The 20,694-nt window shown below is 58.0% G+C and carries 18 protein-coding genes; 10 read left to right on the forward strand and 8 right to left on the reverse strand.

The window, feature by feature from the left end; genetic code table 11:
- The first annotated feature begins 45 nt into the window (after window positions 1-45).
- From BW958_RS09300 to BW958_RS09320, 5 genes are all read left to right on the forward strand, one after another.
- On the forward strand, window positions 46-894 hold the full coding sequence (locus BW958_RS09300) for an SDR family NAD(P)-dependent oxidoreductase (protein ID WP_076575462.1): 849 nt from the start codon (window positions 46-48) through the stop codon (window positions 892-894).
- A 53-nt stretch (window positions 895-947) separates the two neighbouring features.
- Window positions 948-2,153: an MFS transporter gene (locus tag BW958_RS09305; RefSeq protein ID WP_256701961.1), complete on the forward strand. Its 1,206-nt coding sequence runs from the start codon at window positions 948-950 to the stop codon at window positions 2,151-2,153.
- Window positions 2,150-3,391 (forward strand): MFS transporter, encoded by a 1,242-nt coding sequence (locus tag BW958_RS09310; RefSeq protein ID WP_083687294.1) that lies wholly within the window; start codon window positions 2,150-2,152, stop codon window positions 3,389-3,391. The genes BW958_RS09305 and BW958_RS09310 overlap by 4 nt, the downstream gene beginning before the upstream one ends.
- A 368-nt stretch (window positions 3,392-3,759) precedes the next feature.
- Window positions 3,760-5,064, forward strand: coding sequence for a leucine-rich repeat-containing protein kinase family protein (locus BW958_RS09315; protein WP_076575464.1), 1,305 nt, complete (start codon window positions 3,760-3,762; stop codon window positions 5,062-5,064).
- 150 nt (window positions 5,065-5,214) lie between these two features.
- Complete coding sequence (locus tag BW958_RS09320) at window positions 5,215-5,886, forward strand: thiopurine S-methyltransferase (RefSeq protein ID WP_076575465.1); 672 nt, start codon at window positions 5,215-5,217, stop codon at window positions 5,884-5,886.
- Between the two features lie 196 nt (window positions 5,887-6,082).
- On the opposite strand, the gene BW958_RS09325 is transcribed toward BW958_RS09320, so the two are convergent.
- Window positions 6,083-8,860, reverse strand: a complete 2,778-nt coding sequence (locus tag BW958_RS09325; protein ID WP_076575466.1) for an insulinase family protein — start codon at window positions 8,858-8,860, stop codon at window positions 6,083-6,085.
- Window positions 8,861-9,018: 158 nt separating this feature from the next.
- Between BW958_RS09325 and sixA the strand changes: the two genes are divergently transcribed.
- The 3 genes from sixA to sstT all read left to right on the forward strand — a co-directional run bounded on the left by sixA (window position 9,019) and on the right by sstT (window position 11,392).
- A complete protein-coding gene (gene sixA, locus BW958_RS09330) occupies window positions 9,019-9,483 on the forward strand; it encodes a phosphohistidine phosphatase SixA (protein WP_076575467.1) in 465 nt (154 codons plus the stop codon).
- Window positions 9,484-9,612: 129 nt separating this feature from the next.
- Window positions 9,613-9,819 carry a DUF1107 domain-containing protein gene (locus BW958_RS09335; RefSeq protein ID WP_076575468.1) on the forward strand — a complete coding sequence of 69 codons (207 nt, stop codon included), beginning with the start codon at window positions 9,613-9,615 and terminating at the stop codon, window positions 9,817-9,819.
- Window positions 9,820-10,138: 319 nt separating this feature from the next.
- Window positions 10,139-11,392 (forward strand): serine/threonine transporter SstT, encoded by a 1,254-nt coding sequence (gene sstT / locus BW958_RS09340; RefSeq protein ID WP_076575469.1) that lies wholly within the window; start codon window positions 10,139-10,141, stop codon window positions 11,390-11,392.
- Between the two features lie 116 nt (window positions 11,393-11,508).
- Here sstT and umuC read toward each other — a convergent pair whose 3' ends face one another.
- The 5 genes from umuC to ttdA all read right to left on the reverse strand — a co-directional run bounded on the left by umuC (window position 11,509) and on the right by ttdA (window position 16,436).
- Window positions 11,509-12,798: a translesion error-prone DNA polymerase V subunit UmuC gene (gene umuC, locus BW958_RS09345; protein WP_076575470.1), complete on the reverse strand. Its 1,290-nt coding sequence runs from the start codon at window positions 12,796-12,798 to the stop codon at window positions 11,509-11,511.
- On the reverse strand, window positions 12,785-13,186 hold the full coding sequence (gene umuD, locus BW958_RS09350; protein WP_076575471.1) for a translesion error-prone DNA polymerase V autoproteolytic subunit: 402 nt from the start codon (window positions 13,184-13,186) through the stop codon (window positions 12,785-12,787). The genes umuC and umuD overlap by 14 nt, the downstream gene beginning before the upstream one ends.
- 224 nt (window positions 13,187-13,410) lie before the next feature.
- Complete coding sequence (locus BW958_RS09355; RefSeq protein WP_076575472.1) at window positions 13,411-14,877, reverse strand: anion permease; 1,467 nt, start codon at window positions 14,875-14,877, stop codon at window positions 13,411-13,413.
- Window positions 14,878-14,925: 48 nt separating this feature from the next.
- Window positions 14,926-15,531: a L(+)-tartrate dehydratase subunit beta gene (ttdB, locus tag BW958_RS09360; RefSeq protein ID WP_076575473.1), complete on the reverse strand. Its 606-nt coding sequence runs from the start codon at window positions 15,529-15,531 to the stop codon at window positions 14,926-14,928.
- Between the two features lie 2 nt (window positions 15,532-15,533).
- Window positions 15,534-16,436 carry a L(+)-tartrate dehydratase subunit alpha gene (ttdA, locus tag BW958_RS09365; RefSeq protein ID WP_076575474.1) on the reverse strand — a complete coding sequence of 301 codons (903 nt, stop codon included), beginning with the start codon at window positions 16,434-16,436 and terminating at the stop codon, window positions 15,534-15,536.
- A gap of 334 nt (window positions 16,437-16,770) precedes the next feature.
- On the opposite strand from ttdA, the gene BW958_RS09370 reads away from it, so the two are divergent.
- On the forward strand, window positions 16,771-17,691 hold the full coding sequence (locus BW958_RS09370; protein ID WP_076575475.1) for an L-tartrate utilization transcriptional activator TtdR: 921 nt from the start codon (window positions 16,771-16,773) through the stop codon (window positions 17,689-17,691).
- A 48-nt stretch (window positions 17,692-17,739) separates the two neighbouring features.
- Here the strand turns inward: BW958_RS09370 and BW958_RS09375 are convergent, their stop codons facing one another.
- Entirely contained in the window at window positions 17,740-18,804 is a 1,065-nt protein-coding gene (locus BW958_RS09375; protein ID WP_076575476.1) for a tartrate dehydrogenase, read from the reverse strand.
- Window positions 18,805-18,901: 97 nt separating this feature from the next.
- Here BW958_RS09375 and BW958_RS09380 point away from each other — a divergent pair, with 97 nt between their 5' ends.
- The gene (locus BW958_RS09380; RefSeq protein WP_076575477.1) at window positions 18,902-19,819 is read left to right on the forward strand and encodes a LysR family transcriptional regulator; all 918 of its coding nucleotides are present in this window, start codon (window positions 18,902-18,904) and stop codon (window positions 19,817-19,819) included.
- Here the strand turns inward: BW958_RS09380 and BW958_RS09385 are convergent, their stop codons facing one another.
- Window positions 19,820-20,692, reverse strand: coding sequence for a patatin-like phospholipase family protein (locus BW958_RS09385; protein WP_076575478.1), 873 nt, complete (start codon window positions 20,690-20,692; stop codon window positions 19,820-19,822).
- Window positions 20,693-20,694 lie beyond the last annotated feature (2 nt).

Genomic DNA, 20,694 nt, shown 5'->3' on the forward strand with positions numbered 1-20,694 from the left:
CTCAGATCACCTGCTCGCTGACTCCTTACTTTAGAGAGAACAAACATGCATCCAGCAATTAGCAAGAACGGCGTCGCCGTGATTACCGGCGGCGCAGTGGGCATCGGCTATGCCATCGCCCATCGGCTCGCCCAAGAAGGTATGCAGCTCGTGCTGCTGGACAGGGATGCGGTGGCTTTGACTGCCGCGACTGAGCGCCTGCAAGCAGCCTTTCCGACACAGACCCTACGTGCCGTGGTCGGGGATGTCACCGAACACGCCACCGTCGAGAAGCTGTATCAAGAGGCGATTGCACTTGGCGAGGTTTCGCTGTTGGTTAATAACGCGGCAATCATCAAAGGCGCTGGCCCATGGGAAGGTGCGGCCCAATGGCGTCAGGTCATGGACATCAACTTCTGGGCCATCCTGACATTGCAGCAACGTTTCATGCCTACCCTGATCGCCCAAGCTTCGTCCAGCGCGATTGTCAATCTGGGCTCAAAGGAGGGCATCACCACGCCACCGGGTAATGCCGCCTACAACGTGTCCAAGGCGGCTGTGCGTGTCCTGACGGAGCAGCTTGCGCACGAGCTGCGCGAGCGGGTGCAGAATCGCGTGACGGCGCACCTGCTGATTCCGGGCTGGACGTTCACCCCGATGAACTTCCCTGGCGTGGCGACGGATGCTCCCCAGCCGGCGGGGACATGGAGCGCTGATCAGGTCGTAGACAGGATGATCGAGGGCCTAAGCGCGGGTGACTTCTACATTTTCTGTCAGGACAACGAAGTCACTCGTGACATGGATCAGCGCCGGATGCAGTGGTCGGCTGATGACCTGATCCACAATCGGCCTGCGCTGTCGCGCTGGCATCCGGACTGGCGTGAGAAATTCGCCGAGTTCATGAAGGGCGTATGACAGTACGAGCCATGAGTCTGGATGTGAGAGCTGCGCGCCTAGCCACCATGGCGATGCTGTTCTGCAATGGATTGCTTTACGCAACCTGGGGCGTGAGCATGCCCGTGATCAAGGATACGTTCTCACTCTCGGAAGGAACCCTGTCGCTGGCAATGGTTGCGGTGGCTATGGGTGGCATTGTCACCATGGCCGCCGCGGGGCGATGGATCGCACGCACCGGAAGCGGCCGTTCCAGTCGGTACAGCGGCCTGCTGATGGCGCTGGCGGCAGCACCGGTCCTGTTGGTACCGGACTATCCAGTGTTGTTGGCGTTGCTGTTTGCCTACGGCACGATGACGGCTGCTAACGACGTGGCCGCCAATGCCCAGGTCGCTTATCTGGAGAAGATCTCGGGACGTTCGCTGATTGGCTCGGTACATGGCAGTTTCAGCGCGGGCGGTCTGGTGGGCGCCCTGATTGCAAGCGTCTGGTTAGCTTCATCATGGCCTAGTGCCGCCAATTTCCTTTGGTTAGCCGGCACGACTGTGTTGGTCATCGCATGCGCCTCTCGCTATCTCAAGAACGAGCCCAGTGACCACGGCTTAATTGATGACGCTCCCTCGTCGACCGCGTTCCCCGACGCTGTCGTGCGTAAGCGCTTGAAACTGTTCGGAGTCATTGCCTTTGCCGCTCTGGTCGTCGAAGGGGCGTTCTACGACTGGTCCGCCGTCTATATGCGGGAAGTGGCGTTGGCGCCGGCCTCCTGGGTGGGCGCCGGCTATGCCGCTTTCGCCGTCGCGATGGCGCTGGGTCGCCTAGGCGGCGACTGGCTACGCGATCACTATCACCATCAGATCGTCATCGCTGGCAGCGGCATCGCTGGCGTCACAGGCCTGGGCGTGGTGCTGGCGAACCACTCGCCCTTGATGGTGGTCATCGGCTTCCTCATCACCGGTTTTGGGCTAGCAAACTTCATCCCTGTGCTGTTCTCGGCGGCGAGCAAGCTGTCAGCGCACGTTGGCTGGCCTGCTTCGCAGGGGTTGGCTATCACGACCCGTATCGCCTATGTGGGCTTGCTAGTGGGCCCTCTGTTGATTGGCCCTATCGCCGAGTTGGTTGGTTTGCGACTTTCCCTGCTTAGTCTGCTGCTCGCTATCGTGACAATGACTATCGGCTGGTTGCTGTTAAGTCGAACCAGCTCAGGCACCCCTTGGCACATTGCTTCTGACCATTCACCACGTGTGCCTGCTCGCACTCGTGAACCAACGAGTACTCCATGATGTCTTTATCTGCTTCACACATGTCAACATCACCCAAAGCAAGTGGTGTTGTCTTGCCTCCCCATGGATTGTTGATCGCTATGCTCACACTGGGTATGGGAGGACTGTTCATTGGAACCGGCGAGTTCGCATCGATGAGTCTGCTGCCTGACATGGCGCAAAGCTCCGGTGTGTCGATCCCCGTGGCAGGCTCTTACATCAGTGCCTATGCCCTTGGCGTAGTGTTCGGAGCCCCGCTCATTGCCGCACTGGGCGCTCGCTGTGAGCGCAAGACGCTGTTGCTGATGCTCTTGGCGTTGGCCACTTTGGGTTATTTAGCCAGTGCATTTGCTTGGGATCATTTGAGCCTCCTTATGGCGCGCTTCGTGTCCGGTCTGCCGCACGGAGCTTACTACGGTGTTGCCGCTTTGGTGGCTTCGGCCATGGTTTCCGCTCAGCGTCGAGCACAAGCGATTGGTTATGTGATGCTCGGACTCGCAGCTGCGAACGTGATTGGCGTGCCAGCTGCCACTTGGCTGGGACAGACCTGGGGCTGGCGTAGTGCGTTCGGCTGTGTCGGGCTGGGGTGTGCCTTAACCGCAACCATGTTGATGCTGTTTGTGCCTCGTGTTGCAGCAGAGGCTGGGGTCAGTGCGCTCACAGAACTCGCTGGGCTGAAGTCATTACAGTTGTGGCTGACCCTAGGTGTGGCTTCAATCGGCTTTGGCGGTATGTTCGCTGTGTATAGCTATATCACCCCCACGCTTACCGAGGTGACAGGACTGGCGCTGTCCAGCGTGCCGATGGCTCTTGCGACCTGGGGGATGGGCATGATCGTCGGTAATCTGGTCGGTGGCTGGCTCGCTGATCGAGCACTGATCCCAGCTATTTTCAGTATGTTGGTTTGGAACATGGTGTTTTTGGCACTGTTTTCCGTTACCGCCAGTTCAACTTATTGGGCTTTGGTAACGCTATTTCTGATCGGTAACGGCTTCGCGTTGGTGCCTGCCCTACAGGCTCATTTGATGCAGGTCGGGGGAAAGGCGCAGACTCTAGCCGCAGCGCTTAACCACAGTGCTTTCAACGTCTCCAATGCCATCGGCGCGTCATTGGGTGGACTGGCGATTGCGCAAGGGCTGGGCTGGGCCTCTACCGGATGGGTGGGGGGGGCACTGGCCTTCGCCGGCCTGCTGGTAATGGTTCCGGCGGGCATCCTTGCCTCACGGCATTCACACATGAGAACTCAGGAAGACGCGTGAACAGTAATAAGGCATGGCTGGACATGCTTGACCGCTCCACGATGGCGCCTACATCTTGGCTGCGTGTCGATGAGTGACCACTATGCCATGCCAGATGGGCATGGCACGTTGTATGTCTAACAGACATCACCATCGACAAGCTGCCAATTATTCACGCATATGAGCTTACCGAGCGCGCATCCTATCCGCGAATGATAGTGATAACGGCAAACGCGACAAGGATGCGCCATCCGTGCGAGACAGATATCTTGGTATCCACACAAGCAGTCTCTATCACGATTCTCTATAATGCCCCTCCCTGACTGACCGCCGGTTAGATAGTTGGCCGTGTCAGTGATTGTGTTGTTTATCCCGATTGAGACATGGTTATGCATACCTTGGCGCAGCTGCGCGCTGGCGAGCTTGCTGGTGCTCGCCACCTGAAACTCTCTGAACATCTGACCACGTTTCCGCCCGAGATTTTGAGCCTTAAAGAGACGCTCGAAGTGCTCGATCTCACCGGTAATGCGCTTTGTGAACTACCCGATGAGTTGGCTGAGTGTCACCGGCTGCGGATCATTTTCTGCTCACAAAACCGCTTTACCCGCTTGCCCGAGGTGCTCGGGCGCTGCCCGGCACTGACTATGGTGGGCTTTAAGGCTAACCGTATTCGCGACGTACCCGCCGCCGCCTTGCCCACTAACCTGCGCTGGCTGGTGCTGACCGATAACGATATCGCGCAGCTGCCCGATGAGTTGGGTCAGTGCCGCGATTTACAAAAATTGATGCTTGCCGGTAACCGGCTTGAGGCCCTTCCCGAGACGCTCGCCGATTGTCAGCGTCTGGAATTGGTGCGTCTTTCGGCCAACCGGCTGCGTGAACTGCCGTCCTGGTTGTTGGCGCTGCCGCGCCTCTCCTGGCTGGCCTTTTCTGGCAACCCTTGTTGCATCTTGCCAAGACCATCGGAAGCGGTGACTGCCGTGCCATGGAGTGAATTAACGCTGGGAACACTGCTTGGGGAAGGGGCCTCCGGGCAAATTTTCGCAGCCCACCGGCAGCAAGGGGCTGCGTTGCAGCCGGTGGCGGTCAAATGCTTTAAGGGTGAGGTCACCAGTGATGGCTTGCCACAAAGCGAGATGGCTGCCTCGCTGGCAGCGGGGCAACATCCGGCGCTGATCCCGCTGGTGGGGGACATTCACGATCATCCCAAGGGCTCTGCCGCACTGGTGATGGCGCTGATTGATCCTGCGTTTACGGCGCTGGCCGGACCGCCCAGTTTGGCTTCGTGCACCCGTGATAGTTATGAGGCAGGGCTCAGCTTGACGCTGCCCACCATGCAGGGGATTGCGCTCAAGATGGCTTCGGTCGCGGTGCATCTGCACGGGCGCGGCATAGTGCATGGGGATCTCTACGCGCACAATATTTTGCATGACGGGCAGGGCGGTGCGCTGCTTGGCGATTTTGGCGCCGCCTCGTTTTATCAGCCCGGTAGCCAGCTTGGCGTCGCACTAGAGCGGCTTGAAGTGCGCGCATTTGGTTGTCTGCTCGAAGAGCTCACCGAGCGCTGCACCATGCCAGATGAACTTCGCCAGGCGCTCTTTGAACTGGTGACAGCGTGCTGTCATGCTGCGCCGCTATCCAGACCGGATTTTGCCGCTGTGCAAGCCAGGCTTGAAATGTTGTTTGGTGCGTAGACACGTACAGAACGTTGCGCCGGAGTGCCTGGCGAGGGACTGCACAATACATGCAGCCATCTACTTGCCGAACTCGGCGCCCTCTTGGCATAGTGGCTCTCTGTGAATTAAGCGCCGCCATGGATGCGGTGAGGGGCAAGGAGCACGATCATGGATGATGAATTTTGGCATAACCGCTGGGCCGAGAATCGCATCGGTTTTCATCAGCACGATTTTAATGACTGGCTGAAAACCTGGTGGGCAGCCCAGAGTGTGGCCGATACCGTGCTGGTGCCACTGTGCGGTAAATCGCGTGATATGGTCTGGCTGGCCGAGCAGGGCCATGAAGTTCATGGCTTTGAGCTCTCGCCCCTTGCGGTCGAGCAGTTTTTTAGCGAGCACGGCTGGCAGGCCGAGTCTCGTCAAAGCGGCCCGTTTCGCTATCATCACCACGGACGCATTCATCTTTATCAAGGCGATTTTTTCGAGGCGCGCCGCCTTGGTCGCCGCTATGCGCTGGTCTATGACCGAGCGGCGCTGATTGCGTTGCCGCCGGCTATGCGGGTCGAGTATGCCAAGCAACTGGCCAGCATGGTTGAAGTCGGAGGGCAGGTGCTACTGGTAACCATGGAGTATCAGCCCGATAGCCAACAGCAGCCGCCGTTTTCGGTGTGCGAGCTGGAGGTCAGGCAGTTGTTTGAGCGGCACTTTGCCATTGAGGTACTTGGGCGTCAGGCTGATGAGGCCAATCCGAAGCTGCAAAGGGGTGAGCTCTCGTATTGCGATGAAGTGTGCTACCGACTGGTGCGGCGTGCACGCAATACGCTACCTCCTTTGATGTAGATCAACGCCTCCCAGCCGCCTGATTCGTAAGATACACCTGTTTCTCAATCACTGTTGCTATCGGGTTGGCGAGGCTGCCATAGCCGATCATCGGTGTCTGATTTTCACGCTCATGTTCACTTTGCGGCTCAAGCCGTGTTTGATGTGGTATTTCCAGCCGACCCAACGGGTCGGCTTTTTCTTTGTCAAAACGGTGTCATGAGTTATAGAACTTGCGGGCACTTTGGCGAAACGCACGGGTGTCATCGATAAGCTGGCCGGTGATGCGCTCATCGTGCTGATGTCCCTTGCCATAGCTGCAGAAGATCAGGCGATCTGAGGTACGTGAACGTAGCTTGGTGATAAAGCGGATGAGATCTGCCCGGGTGAGGGCACCCACCTCTTCGAAGACCCGCTCGCGCTGCACAAAGCCCCAATCCTTGTTGCCGATACTGACCCACAATCGCTGGCCGCGGGCACGCAGGCTGGTATCGCGCTCGGCCAGTTGGGCTTGCAGGCCGGCCTTGCTGGCTTGCCACTGCTCTTCGGTGAGCTCGAGCATTGCCAGTGGAAACAGGTCGATAAATTGCTCTACCGCATCGAGCAATATCTGCGGGCCGGCCACCGGCGACTGGATATAGAAGATCAGTCCCGGGTGACGGTTCAGCGGCAAATTACCGCTGCCGACCACATAACCTAGCTGCTGGCGGGTACGCAGCTCATGGAAGAAGGTCGACGACATGATGTGGTTGGCCAGCGAGAAACAGGCGATATCGCGTGGGCGGGTGGTGCGCGACTGGTAATAGACCAGCAGCGCCGAGTCGTCCTGATTGCAGCCATGCTCACGGATCAGGGTTCCACGACCGCTGATATCGACCAGTCGGCGGCGGGTCTCGGGGCTGGGACGGCTGTAGGGTGCAAGATGGCGTTCAAGCAGGGCTGCGAGCGCCAGCGCCTCATCTTCCAGCCAGTCGCCATGGACCAGGCACTCGAGGTGGATTTCGCGAAACAAGCCGGTGACAAACGCCGGCATGTCCTTAAGCTCGGTGGCTTTGAGGTGCGGCAGCAGCTGATCAAAGGGCGGATTGTTGGGCTGCAGCAAGCTGGTGAGCTGGCCAAACAGCTGGGAAATGGGTCGGCTGTGGGACTGGTTTTCCCAGTTGCGGATCAGCGCCTCCTTGATCTCCACAAAGCGGCCAGGATCCGGGTATCCCAGGGTTCGGTTAGCCAGGATAGTATCGAGCAGCGCCAGTTGATGCTCGGAAAAGCCCTGAAGGGCGATGGTAAAACCGCCCTGGTGGGCATAAATCTGGTAGCCCAGCCCCGCGAGCTCTGCTTCGTAGGTGATGGCGTTGAGGTGATCGGTGAGCAATTCGACCGCCAAGCGGGCCATGGCGATATGGCGTGGGCTTTTGACCGCATGCTCGCTATCCACGGCAATATAGACATTGCCCTTGGGCACATTGAACTGCCCATCGTGCAGGTGCCAGAGACGAAAACCGGGGCGATCAATCAGCGCTACCGGCACCTGTGCTGGCAATGTGGGCAGACGGGCCGAGAGGCGCTGACAGATAAAGGGATTGCGCTCGGGCAGGCGCAGCTCGGCGTGTGGCGTGGCGTGTTGCCAGCATGCCAGACGCGCTGGCGTCAGCGCAGTCACCTGGTAGGGGGTCTGATACCAGTTAGCCAGACGGTCGGTGCTGACCTCGGGGGCGGTGATCATCAGGCGCAGATTGCCGGTATGCATCTGTGCCAGCAGCGTCTTCAGCTCCCCTTCATCAAATCCGCTCATCATGTAGTCGCCATAGAGCAGATCGTTTGGCTCATACATAAAGAGGTTGAGCACCAAGGACGAGACGGTGTCCATCGGGCGGCCACGCTCCTGAAAGCGAAAGGCCGATTCGAGTACCCATTTTTTTTCGTCGTAACGCCACGCCTCGAGCCCCTGATCCCGGATCAGCTGCAGATAGCCAAACAGCAGGGTAACGATCTCGTCGATATGCTCAAAGCCAACCGGTGTCAGGGCGAAGGTGACGCAGTAATCTTTGAAGTTGTCACCGCTCACGCCGCTGCCAGCCGAGAGCTGGTTGCACCAGCCGCGGCGTTTGAGCAGGGCCAGCAGGCTGCCATCACCTTCATGGCCAATCAGGTGGCTGATAAAGGTGAGCGGCTTTTGGCGATAGAGGTGATCCACCGAGCCGAGCGGGAAGACCACATTAAGGCGGTGCACCTCTTTGAGCGGCTTGATGGCGATCTCGATGGCGAGATCCTCGGGTCGATAGAGCGGCATCGACAGGCGTGGCATTCCCAAATTGCGATTCAAAATGGGAGAGAAATAGCATTTTGCCCACGCTTCTAACTGATCGAGTGGGGCAGGGGCGAGCAACACCAGCGCCATCCGATCGGCACTGTAGTGTTGCTCGTAAAAGGCGATGAGTTCACTGCGCAGTGCACGGCCGGGCCTATCGCCCAGTGTGTCGAGATTGCCCACCGAGAATTTGGCAAACGGATGCGCCGGATTGACGGTCTCTTTGTGCACCTGATAGCTGCGGCGCACATCGTCTTGAAGTTTAAGACGATATTCGGAATCGACGGCGTTGCGCTCCTTGTCCACCAGCGCGGCATCAAAGGTCGGACAGATGAAAAATTGGGAAAAACGCTGCAGCGCTTCGTCGAGATAGTCCGGGTCTATCTCGAGGAAGAAGTTGGTGAATTCGGTGCCGGTCCAGGCGTTATTGCTGCCACCGTGGCGGTTGATGAACTGTTGATAGTCACCGGGTTTGGGGAAGGTTTGTGTCCCTAGGAACAACATATGCTCAAGAAAGTGAGCCATACCTTGCCGGTCAACGGGATCATCGAAGTGCCCGGTGTGGACAGCCAGTGATGCGGCAGCCTTGTCGGCGGTGTCATCTTCAATCAGCAGTACCCGCAGCAGGTTGTCGAGCACCAGATAACGGTATTGCCGATGATCATTCGGACTGGCATGGGGATTCATGGTGAGCTCTTTGCGCAAGTATTTGGTTAGTAAAGGCAATTATTGACCTCTCGGGAGGGGCAGGCAAACCCTTTTCTGCGAGCTGGTTCAATTGTTTCAGGGGGGGAGGCAAGGTAAGATCCCCCCGCATTTAACAGGCCCGTCAGGGCGAGGTAGTCATGAAGATCTATATTATGCGTCACGGTCAGGCCGGCATGAATGCCAGAACCGATGAGGAGCGCCCGCTGACAGAGCAGGGCATTCATGAATCGGTGCTGATGGCCCGCTGGTTGGCGCCGCAGTTGAGTGGTCTGGATAGGGTCATTCACAGCCCGTATGTGCGCGCATGTCAAACTTGGCAAGCCATCTGCAGTGAATTGCCCGAGGTGGCGGTGGTGGAGCAAAGCGATGAGATCACCCCCTACGGCAATCCGGTCAGCATGGCGTCATACCTGGATGTACTCTCCGCCAGTGAGCAGAGCATCCTGCTAGTTAGCCATCTGCCACTGGTCGGATATCTCGTTCATCACCTCTGCCCTGGTCATGAAGCACCGCTGTTTGCTACCTCAGGTCTTGCGTGTATCGACTATAAAGAGGGGCGTGGCACATTGCTCTGGCTGGAAGGACCGCATACAATAGGCTAAAATTACAAATAATTAACAATTGGTGATTGATGTCACACTTTTGTGTTAATGCAGAAGATAACTTCGCCAATTGAGAACTTTTTTGCAGACGCTGTGGTCAAACCGGTACAAGTGTAGAGGGTTATATACATGCGTGTGTTCAAGAAGTATTTGCCTTTAATGATCGCCAAACACGTGAAGACCTTTTTCAAGGGACGTATCTACGTACATGGCCGCGGCCGGTTTGATTTTGCTTCTGGTCATATGGTGATGCCACTTCGGCCAGATGACGCGCATCGGGACACGGTGCAGGAAGTCAACGAAGTGATTGAGCGGTTGCATGACAAAGCCGCTTAAGAAGGGCCCCGGTAGGGGCCCTTCCTGTTTTTGTGCTGTACGTTCAGGTTCCGACCGGATAAGTGTATTCAACGTGAAGATATGGTTAAAAAGCTGATAAAAAGATTGATAACTAGCTTTTGTGTCTGTCAATAGTTAAATGTTTCCCTTTGTAGTGGAAATCCAGTGCAGTTGATGGGATATTTCCAGCACTCGGGCAACCTATTCAAAAAATAAAGTGGTACCAGCGAAGCAGTAGACCATGTCTTCTGCTTCTGTTCGTACAGCCTGAGGTGCGACAAAGGACCCTGTCCGCTGGTATACAAGGAATCTTCGACAGATGACAAAAGCACAACACCCCCTGATCAAACTGGTCAACAGTACCAGTCTTGTTAGCCAGATCCTGGTTGGTCTGGTCATTGGTATCCTACTGGCGTGGCTGGCTCCTGAGGCTGCCAAATCAGTCGGATTGCTCGGCGGCCTGTTCGTGGGCGGCCTCAAGGCAGTTGCACCGGTACTGGTTTTTGTACTGGTGATGGCGGCCATTATTGGTCACAAGCAGGGCCAGAAAACCAGCATGAAACCCATACTGGTGCTCTATCTGCTCGGTACCTTCAGCGCTGCGGTGGTGGCCGTGGTCGCGAGCTTCATGTTCCCCTCCGAACTGCATCTGGTGGCCAATAGCGAACAGCTGGCGCCTCCGGGGGGCATTACCGAAGTTTTGCAGACCCTGCTGTTTAACGTGGTCACCAACCCGGTCAAAGCACTGATCGAGGCCAACTATATCGGCATCCTGGCTTGGGCTATTGCGCTGGGTATTGCCCTGCGTCACGCCAGTGACAGCACCAAGGCGATCATCAATGACATCTCCCATGGCACGACCCTGATTGTGAAGGCAGTGATTCGCTGCGCCCCGATCGGTATCTTGGGTCTGGTCTCCTCCACGTTGGCCACCAGCGGTTTTGATGCTCTGTTTGGTTACGCCCACCTGTTGGCCGTGCTGCTTGGCTGCATGCTGTTTATTGCCTTTGTGGTTAACCCGCTGATCGTCTTTGTCAAAATCAAGCGCAACCCCTATCCGCTGGTGCTGACCTGCCTTAAAGAGAGCGGTATCACCGCCTTCTTTACCCGTAGCTCGGCGGCTAACATTCCGGTCAACATGGCGCTGTGCGAAAAGCTGCGTCTGCCGGAAGACACCTATGCGGTTTCCATTCCGCTCGGCGCCACCATCAATATGGCCGGTGCGGCTATCACCATCACCGTGCTGAGTATGGCGGCAGTCCATACACTGGGCATTGAGGTGGATCTGGCAACGGCGGTGCTGCTCTCCGTGGTGGCGACCATCAGTGCCTGTGGGGCATCCGGTGTGGCTGGCGGCTCTCTGCTGCTGATCCCGCTGGCGTGCAGCCTGTTTGGTATTAGCAACGACATTGCCATGCAAGTGGTGGCGGTGGGCTTTATCATCGGCGTGTTGCAAGACTCTGCCGAAACTGCCCTGAACAGCTCTACTGACGTGCTCTTTACGGCGTCTGCCTGCATGGCCGAAGACAAGAGCCTGCTCGACGTGGCACCAAACGCTGCCAGCGAAGCGTAATGCTTTAAACGGATTAGGCTAGGTCACGCGCCCTCTTCGGAGGGCGTGTTTTTTTGTCTCTTTTTTGCTCTTCTATGCCATCTCACTAGTGATGTGCAGCCATTATTCTTGCGAACTTACTTCGCGTTGACCACCGGCAGATCGGCAAACGAGGTGGTGTAGCAGGGACTGCGCTGCTCCTGGCGCATCATCCACTCCTGGGGTTTGAGCCCTTGCGCGGCAAAATGGATCTCTCCCATGCCTTGTTGGCGGATAGCATCAAGGGTATCCATCAGCGCGTGGCGCCTAGCTGAAACTGGGGCTGTAAACAGATCGGGCTGGCACTGGTTACGCGCCACCAGATCGGTGAGCATGACGCCCCCTTTCTGATAGCGAACATCGGCATGCCATAAATGAGTCAGTAAGGGGCGTGCAGCGGCAAGTAGCGCGGCCGTATCATCAGTTGGCGTGGGCAGGTTCAGGGCAATCTGTGCGGCGGGCGCATCGGGCTCCCGAAACGGATTACCGCGCACAAACAGGGTCAGATGACGGGCACAAAGCTGCTGCTCGCGCAGTTTTTCGGCCGCCCGCTCGATAAAGGTCGCCATCGCCTGATTAAGCAGCTCGGGCGAGGTAACGGGCTGACCAAACGAGCGGCTGCACAACACTTGCTGGCGCGCAGCGGGCATCTCAAGTTGCAGGCAGGGCAGACCCGAGAGCTCGCGTACAATCCGCTCCAAGGTGACGCCATAACGGCTGCGCCAATACGAGGGGGCGCGGGTGAGCAGATCCGATGCCAGGGTGATGCCCTCATCGTGTAGCTTGCGTGACAAGCGCCGGCCAATGCCCCAAATCTCCTCTACCGGCGTGATACTCATCAGCCGCTGACATCGCTCCTGCGCCGTTAAATCCACCACGCCGCCAGTCGCCGGCCAGCGTTTGGCCGCGTGATTGGCCAGTTTGGCCAAGGTCTTGGTCGGGGCAATGCCAATGCCGACGCTCAGACCAGTCCACTGCTTGATACGGGCGCGAAGTTGCTGGCCATAGCTGAGCAGATTGCCGGCCCAGCGCTCTTCGAGATGAATAAAGGCCTCATCGATGGAGTAGATCTCCACCTCCGGTGCGCTCTGCTCAAGGAGTGTCATGACTCGGCGTGACATATCGCCGTAGAGGGTGTAATTGGAGCTGAACCAGACCCCGCCACAGGCTTCAAATTCTTCTTTTATCTGATAAAACGGCACCGCCATCTTGATGCCGAGCGCTTTGGCCTCGGGGCTACGTGATACCACGCAGCCATCATTGTTGGAGAGCACCACCAACGGGCGCCCAGTAAGGTCTGGGCGAAACAGCCGCTCGCAGCTGGCATAGAAGTTATTCACGTCCACCAGCGCGATGGCAGATCCTTGACGAGTGTTAGCGAACGGCATGCACGACAAAGGTCACCACTCCTTGCAGATCGAGCTCGCTCCCTTCATCAAGCGGCAGCGCCGGATAGGCCGGGTTGTCTGGCAGCAGCGCAGGCGCAGGAGAGAGCTGCAGGCGTTTGACGGTAAATTCCCCCTGCAGGCAGGCGATCACCACGTCGCCGTGGCGGGCCGTCAGGGAACGATCGACGACCAGCAGATCGCCATCATGGATACCGGCGCCCACCATGCTGTCTCCTTGTACCCGCACAAAATAAGTGGCCGCGGGATGGCGCACGCACAGGTTGTTAAGATCGAGCGGCTTGACCAGGTGATCCTGCGCTGGCGAAGGAAAGCCGCAGGGAATACGTGACTCAAACAACGGAGCGAATAAGGAGGCGGCGGTGGTCATGGGTTAGCATTTACCGGTAACTGTATATAAATACAGTATATGGCAAAGGGCAATGAGTTGCCTAGTCACAGGCACGCAGCACATGACGGGAGATCAGAATAAAACCGATCGCTCGATCAAAAAAAACGCCCACATCCGTGGGCGAAAAGGAGAGTGCAAGCTGTCATATCCTCGTGTGCAGGGCGCCATCATGGACATGTCACCCTGCGGGAAACACGGCAGGATCAGCCAAGCACCAGCGGCATCCAAAGCAGGCCGGTGGCCAGCAGTAGCACCAGAAACAGCGCGCCAAACAGGGCGCCGAGTCGCCAGTAATCGGCGGTCGGCAGATAACCACTGCCGTAGTAGATGGGGCTTGGACCGGTGGCGTAGGGCGTCACGATACTGCCCAGACCAATGGCGGCGCCTAGCATCAGACAAAATGCCGGCAGCGGCAGGCCCGGGATCACCAGCGCGGTTGCGATCATCATGGGCGCTAGCGCCGAGGTATAGGCGGTGGCACTGGCAAAGAAATAACGCAGCAAATAGAAGGTAGTGATGAGCGCCACCATGACCCAGGTGGGGGACAATCCGGCCAGATGACCAGCCAATCCGGTGCCAAACCATTGGATAAAGCCGTTTTGGTTAAGGCCTGTGGCCAATGCAATCAGCGACGCGAGCCAGAAAAAGACATTCCAGGCGCTCTTGTTGCTGATGATGTCGTCCCAGCAGATCACCTTGCCAAGCAGCATCAGGGCCACCACGGCATAGCCCACGGTGGCGGCATCGATGAGCTTGCCACCGAAGATCCAAAGCAGCAGCGCCAGGATCATCAGGACAATCATCTTGATCTCGCGCCCGCTCAACGGGCCCATAGCCTTCAGCTGCTCGCTTGCCCAGACACACACCTGATTACCCTGCCGGATGGTCGGCGGATAGAAGAGGTAGGTCAGATAGGGCACCAGCAATATCAGCAGCAGGCTCAACGGCAACATGCCCAGGAACCAATCACCCCAGCTGAGCGTGGTGTGCGCTGCACTTTTCATCAGGCCAATCAGCAGCAGGTTCGGCGCCATGGCGGTTAAGAAGATGGCGCTGGTCACGCAGTCGGCGGTGATCCCCATCCACATGATGTAAGAGCCGATATGGCGGGCGCTCGGGCTGTTGGGATGGGAGTCGTAAAGCGGCGGCAGGTTACGGATGATCGGGTAGATAATCCCGGCTCCACGCGCCGAGTTGGACGGAGTGACCGGTGCCAGACAAAGCTCGGAGAGCATGATGGCGTAGCCAAGAAACAGCGTGCGGTGGCCCATCTTGCGCACCAGCAGCAGGGCGATGCGCTTACCAAGCCCGCTTTTCTCATAACCGGTACCAAACATAAAGGCGGCAAAAATGAGCCAAATCACCGAGTTGGAAAAACCGGACACAGCCCAGGTGAGTGCTGCCGAGGTGGATTTAAAGCCGGGGGCTGCCAACTGCTCGGGAGAGAAGAGCAGCCAGGGGGCCAGCACTGTAATGATCGCAATGCCCACCATGGCGACCACGGCGCCGGGTAGCGGCTCGAGTACCAAGCCGACCATTACGCCGATAAACACCGCCACATAGTGCCAGGCATGGGGCTCCAGTCCTTGCGGTGTGGGTAACAGCAGGATGAACAGGGCAACGGCTAGTGGAGCTAGCAGCCGCCATCGCAGAGCAATACTCTCTGTCATGATGAACGTCCTTGCAAAAAAGAGCGGGGAGACCAGCTCCCCGAACGGTTATTTGATGTAGTGCACGTGTTCGCAGATCTCGGCGACAATGGCATCGCGGCGCTCGGCAAACAGGGCCTTGTTGTGGGCGATCAGGTTATTGCCCTCCGTGTCGATAGAGACGATCAGCGGGCCGAACTCCTTGACCCGGCAGACCCACAAAGATTCGGGCATCCCAAGCTCGGTCCAGTGCACCTCTTCAATCTCTTCGACCTGAGTGGCCGCCACCACGGCGCAGCCGGCCGGAAAGATGACGTGCAGTGCCTTGTGTTCGCGGCAACCGGCCTCGGTATTGGGGCCCATGCCACCTTTGCCGACGATGATGCGCACACCGGTTTGGGCGATAAATTCTTTCTCAAACGACTCCATTCGCATGCTGGTGGTCGGGCCGATGGAGACCATTTCCCACTGCTCGCCGACTTTGCGCACGATGGGGCCGGCGTGAAAAATTGCCTTGCCGCGCAGGTCTACCGGCAGCTCGCGCTTTAGCTCAATGGCACGGCGGTGGCAGACATCCCGGCAGGTTACTAAGGTTCCGCTTAGATAGATCACATCGCCTACCCGCAGATCGGTGATCTCTTCAGGCTGGATGGGGGTGGTTAGTACGCGTTTCATAATCAGCTCCGGGTATGGGAAAGAGAGTCGAAAGTCAGATCGGCGTTTACCCGCAAGGTGCCACGACGGTGGGCCCAGCAGCCGGTCGAGACGGCCACGCCAATGGTGGAGGGGTGACGGGCTGCCGATTCGATGTGAACGCCCATCACCGAGCTGTTACCGGTCAGCCCCTGCGGGCCGATCCCCAGTCGGTTGAGCCCCTCTTCGAGGCGTAGCTCCAATTCGGCCGCTTTCGGATTGGGGTGACGAGAGCCGATGGGGCGCAGGATGGCCTTGCGTGACAGGACGGCAGCCGTTTCGACCGAGGTGGCGATCCCCACCCCAACCAGTACCGGCGGGCAGGCATTGACCCCGAGGGTGGAGATGTTTTCAAACACGAAGCGCACCACCTCTTCGTAGCCTTCCGAGGGCATCAGCACCTTGGCGCGGCCGGGCAGGGTGCAGCCACCACCGGCCATGTAGACCTCAATCTCGGCGCTGTCGTCATCGGGTATGATGTCCCAGGTGATCCAAGGCACACCGCTGCCGGTGTTGGTGCCGGTATTGATCTCATCGAAAATCTCAACCGCATTGTGGCGCAGGGGCGCCTGCCGGGTGGCTTGCTGCACGGCGGCAGTCAGGATAGAGCGAAGCTCTCCCAGATAGGGAAAACAGGCGCCCACCTTGACGAAAAACATGATCTCGCCGGTGTCCTGACAAGCTGGCCGGTCGAGTTCAATGGCCTTGGCCAGGTTATCAAACATGGTGTGATAGATGATGTTGCCCATCTTGCTGGTTTCGGCATCGCGCAGGGCGGCTAGCTTGTCGACCACGTCATCTGGCAGGCGTTTGGCGATCATGTCGGTAAAGTTGGCAACAATCTGGGTAAGCCGTATTTCGGCATCGCTCGGGTGATCTGGCTTCATGGAACAGGCTCCGTTTGTAATATGCTCTCTGCGATTATTGCCAGCAGAAGAGTCATGAAATATTCGAACAGAAACCTATCACGTTTATTTTAACTACCCCTAAGGGGTATGCGTTAAGTGGGACTTAACAAACTGTGTATTTGATAGCTGTTCTTGTTTGCCATCTTTACGATAATTAAAATGTTGCATAGATAGCGTGAGTTGACATCTCGATGTGTTATTACCTCTTGGTTTATTGCGCCAATCCACAGTTTGCGCAGAAGCAATTCGTTATCATGCTCGGGGTGTGCGGGCTAAAAGCAGGCCTGCTTTGTGATGGATATGGTGGTCCAGGATGACGCTCACGCAGTACCCATTGCCAAAAGATCTTTTGGTATTTCAAGCCGTTGTTAAGTGTGGCAGCCTGTGCGCCGCTGCCGAGCAGCTCGGGCAGACGCCGGCGTTTGTGACCAAACGAATCCAGCAACTTGAGCAGTCACTCGGGACAAAATTGCTGCACCGTTCGCCGCGTGGGGTGGTGCTCACCGAGAATGGGCAGCTCTGTTACGAGCGTTCACAGGATATTCTTGGCGCTTGTCAGTCACTGCTTGATGATTTGCACCAATTACATGAAAGCCCTGCAGGCCAAATAAGAATTGGTTGCAGTTTTGGTTTTGCTCGTCACTGTATTGCTCCGGCGATTACCGAGTTGATGAATATCTATCCGGATCTTAAAATTCACTTCGAATTATTTGATCGGCAGATTGATTTGGTGCGAGATAATATCGATCTGGATATCCGGATTAACGATGATATTCCCGATCACTATATTGCCAGGCGGGTGATGCAGAACCATCGCATCCTTTGCGCAGCGCCCGCCTATCTGGCGCAGCGTGGTATGCCGCAGACGCTACAAGCCTTGGCCGAGCACGAGTGTCTGGTCAGCCGGGAGCGGGATCAGACCCTCGGAGTCTGGACGCTAGAGGGGCCACAGGGAAAGCGCACGGTCAAGGTGGCTGGCCATCTCTCTTCGAACAGCGGTGAGTTGCTGCTGCGCTGGGCACTGGAAGAGAAGGGCATTTTGCTGCGCTCGGAGTGGGACGTCGCACCGCTGCTCGAATCGGGCCGGCTATGCCGGGTGCTGCCCGATTATGCGCAAAGTGCCAATGTCTGGGCGGTTTATCAGGTGCCGCTCTATAGCTCGGTCAAGCTGCGGGTCTGCGTCGATTTCATCACTCGTTACTGCCAGCAGCATTTTCCGTCACTGTCAGCCTGAGCAAAGCAGGGCGCGATGTTCCCTGCCTTGCCCGTGTGTCTGGGAAAATTAGAGCGCGACCAAGGCCGCCACCGCGTCGGCAAGCGTCTGGGTTGACGCCTTTCCTCCCATGTCCGGGGTCAGCACCTCACCGTGCGCTAACACTTGCTCCATGGCGGCGAGGATGGTGTCGTGCATCGCCGGCTCGCCTAAGTGCTGCACCATCATCGCGCCAGCCCAGATGGTTCCGAGCGGATTGGCGATCCCCTTACCGGCAATGTCGGGTGCCGAGCCATGCACCGGCTCAAACATGGAAGGGAAGGTGCGCTCGGGATTGATGTTGGCCGACGGGGCAATGGCTATGGTGCCGGTGCAGGCTGGCCCCAAGTCCGAGAGAATGTCGCCAAACAGGTTGGAGCCAACCACCACGTCGAAGTGCTCGGGTTTACGCACAAAGTGGGCGGTCAGAATGTCGATGTGGAACTGATCCACGGCGACGTCGGGATAGTGGCTGGCCATTGCTGCAACCCGCTTGTCCCAGTAGGGCATGGAGTGGTAGATGCCGTTGGATTTGGTGGCCGAGGTCAGATGGCGCTTGGGACGGCGCTGGGCTAGCTCGAAGGCGTAACGCAAAATTCGGTCGGTGCCGCGGCGGGTAAAGACGCTCTGCTGCATCACCAGCTCATTATCAGTGCCTTCATAGAGCATGCCGCCAATGGTGGAGTACTCCCCTTCGACATTTTCACGGACCACGTAAAAATCGATATCTCCCGGCCGTTTGCCGGCCAGCGGGCAGGGCACACCGGCAAACAGGCGCACCGGACGCAAGTTGACATACTGCTCGAACTGGCGGCGGATCGGCAGCAGCAAGCCCCACAGGGAAATATGATCGGGCACGCCGGGATAGCCAACGGCGCCCAGATAAATGGCATCAAAGCCGCGCAGTTGCTCCAGACCATCTTCCGGCATCATCCGCCCGGTCTTGTGGTAGGTTTCGCACGACCAGTCAAACCAGTGCCACTCAAACTGTACGCCGTGACGGCGCCCCGCCGCCTCGAGCACCACAATCCCGGCCGGGATCACCTCTTTACCGATACCATCGCCCGGGATCACTGCAATGCGCAGGGTTTTCATTGTGCTCGCTCCTTGTGAACGTGTGTAGTCCCTGCAGCCTAGATGATTTACTATTCGTGTATAAATGCCTGATTTGTGGATATAAGGAACACGTATTGTGAATCATCTGCCTCCCTTTAAGGATCTGCGCGTCTTCACCTGTGTTGCCCACTGCGGGGGATTCAAATTGGCTGCCCAGCAGCTGGCGGTCTCGCCGGCCTATGTCAGCAAGCGCATTGCCCTGCTCGAAGAGACGCTCGGCACCCGGCTGTTGCTGCGCTCGGCCCGACAAGTCAGCCTGACCCGAGAAGGGGAGATCACCTTGCGCTGGGCGCAGTCGCTGTTATCGGACATGGCGCAGCTGCAAGGGGAACTTAACCGTGAGCAGCAGGTGCCGGCCGGACGGCTGCGCATCACCACCAGCACCGGATTTGGCACGCGCTGCGTGGCGCCGGTGCTGTCACATTTGGTCAGCCGCTATCCCTTGCTCGACATTGAACTTGAGCTGCTGGATCGACCGGTGGATCTGGTGTCGGAAGGATTCGATCTGGAATTACTGGTCGGCGGTGAGCCGGCGCCGGATCTGATCGCCCGCCGCCTGGCCAGCAATCGACGCATCTTGTGCGCCGCGCCCTCCTATCTGGCCCGTGCGGGAACGCCGACCCGGCTCGATGAGCTGCGCCAGCATCGCTGCATCGGTATTCGCGAGCGGGATCAGAGTGACGGGCATTGGCATCTGGCCAGTGGTCGTGAGGTCTATCGCCTGCAACCAAGGGCATGGATGAGTACCAATAACGGCGACGTCGCCCGCCAATGGTGTCTGGATGGGCACGGCATCATGCTGCGATCCCTTTGGAATGTGCAGCGCGAGCTGGCCAGCGGCGCACTGCGCCAGGTGTTACCTGAATTTAGCCAACCGGCGGATATCTATGCGGTCTATACCCGCCGGCTGGATACCTCGGCGCGGCTGCGAGCCTGCGTCGATCTGCTGGCGGCCGAGTTACCGGCCTTGTGCTCCTGGCCCGTTTTACCCTGATCAGGCTGGTGCCAAGTGGACGGGATGGGCGCTGTATAACGGCGTGTCGCCCAGCAGCGCCTGCCGCCCACGCCAGTAGCCTTGCAGATAGCCGGTCTCGAGCCGATGGCGGTCCCGGGTAAAGCGCGCGACGGCAAAGTCAGCCGGCGGTGCAATCAGCTCGATGTGGCAATCCGCTGGCGGGTGGGCAATAAAATCGAGTGCCTGGTTATAGCACTGCTCGCGGCGCAGCAGGGCGCAAGCGAGCGCGGGCTCGGTGGTGAGCATCTGTTTGAGCAACCAGGAAAAGCGCGGCGCCTTGAGGCGATATCCCCACGGCTCGGAGAGGATCACCGTCAGATGGCGCGCACCACGGCGGTAGGCTTCTATCACTGGAATCGAGTCGCTGATCCCTCCATCGGCCAGGATCTCGTCATTAATGACCGGCGTGGTGTGCTGGACCAGTGGCATGGCGCTGGTGGCCTGCATGGCCAGTAACAGGTTGTCGGGCGTGACAGTGATATAGCGTGGCTCGCCGCTGGCCACCTCGGTGGCGACGACGCAAAACTCGCCCGAGAAGCGATCAAACACGTCCCAATCGAGCGGATAGCGCTCGAAGCTCGCCTGCCACAGCCAGCCTACGTCCACCAGATCGCCACCACGTACAAAGCGCAGTGGATCAAAGAAGCGGCCGCTGCTCGCAAGCTCAGTAATGATGTGATAACTGCGCCGGCGCTGCTGGCTAAGGTAACCGAGCAGGTTGGCGGCGCCCGCCGAGACGCCGATAACCAGATCAAACGGGTTATGGCGGCTCTCAAGAAAGGCATCGAGCACACCGGAGGCAAAGATGCCGCGCATGGCGCCTCCCTCCACAATCAGTGCGGTTTGATTCATCG

It is taken from the genome of Aeromonas sp. RU39B, assembly GCF_900156095.1.
Classification (GTDB): domain Bacteria; phylum Pseudomonadota; class Gammaproteobacteria; order Enterobacterales; family Aeromonadaceae; genus Aeromonas.

What these genes read in the sequence shown, in the direction of transcription:
- BW958_RS09300 (WP_076575462.1), top strand. Translation starts at nt 46, where the DNA reads ATGCATCCAGCAATTAGCAAGAACGGCGTCGCCGTGATTACCGGCGGC.
- BW958_RS09305 (WP_256701961.1), top strand. Translation starts at nt 948, where the DNA reads ATGCTGTTCTGCAATGGATTGCTTTACGCAACCTGGGGCGTGAGCATG.
- BW958_RS09310 (WP_083687294.1), top strand. Translation starts at nt 2,150, where the DNA reads ATGATGTCTTTATCTGCTTCACACATGTCAACATCACCCAAAGCAAGT.
- BW958_RS09315 (WP_076575464.1), top strand. Translation starts at nt 3,760, where the DNA reads ATGCATACCTTGGCGCAGCTGCGCGCTGGCGAGCTTGCTGGTGCTCGC.
- BW958_RS09320 (WP_076575465.1), top strand. Translation starts at nt 5,215, where the DNA reads ATGGATGATGAATTTTGGCATAACCGCTGGGCCGAGAATCGCATCGGT.
- BW958_RS09325 (WP_076575466.1), bottom strand. Translation starts at nt 8,860, where the DNA reads ATGAATCCCCATGCCAGTCCGAATGATCATCGGCAATACCGTTATCTG.
- sixA (WP_076575467.1), top strand. Translation starts at nt 9,019, where the DNA reads ATGAAGATCTATATTATGCGTCACGGTCAGGCCGGCATGAATGCCAGA.
- BW958_RS09335 (WP_076575468.1), top strand. Translation starts at nt 9,613, where the DNA reads ATGCGTGTGTTCAAGAAGTATTTGCCTTTAATGATCGCCAAACACGTG.
- sstT (WP_076575469.1), top strand. Translation starts at nt 10,139, where the DNA reads ATGACAAAAGCACAACACCCCCTGATCAAACTGGTCAACAGTACCAGT.
- umuC (WP_076575470.1), bottom strand. Translation starts at nt 12,798, where the DNA reads ATGCCGTTCGCTAACACTCGTCAAGGATCTGCCATCGCGCTGGTGGAC.
- umuD (WP_076575471.1), bottom strand. Translation starts at nt 13,186, where the DNA reads ATGACCACCGCCGCCTCCTTATTCGCTCCGTTGTTTGAGTCACGTATT.
- BW958_RS09355 (WP_076575472.1), bottom strand. Translation starts at nt 14,877, where the DNA reads ATGACAGAGAGTATTGCTCTGCGATGGCGGCTGCTAGCTCCACTAGCC.
- ttdB (WP_076575473.1), bottom strand. Translation starts at nt 15,531, where the DNA reads ATGAAACGCGTACTAACCACCCCCATCCAGCCTGAAGAGATCACCGAT.
- ttdA (WP_076575474.1), bottom strand. Translation starts at nt 16,436, where the DNA reads ATGAAGCCAGATCACCCGAGCGATGCCGAAATACGGCTTACCCAGATT.
- BW958_RS09370 (WP_076575475.1), top strand. Translation starts at nt 16,771, where the DNA reads ATGACGCTCACGCAGTACCCATTGCCAAAAGATCTTTTGGTATTTCAA.
- BW958_RS09375 (WP_076575476.1), bottom strand. Translation starts at nt 18,804, where the DNA reads ATGAAAACCCTGCGCATTGCAGTGATCCCGGGCGATGGTATCGGTAAA.
- BW958_RS09385 (WP_076575478.1), bottom strand. Translation starts at nt 20,692, where the DNA reads ATGAATCAAACCGCACTGATTGTGGAGGGAGGCGCCATGCGCGGCATC.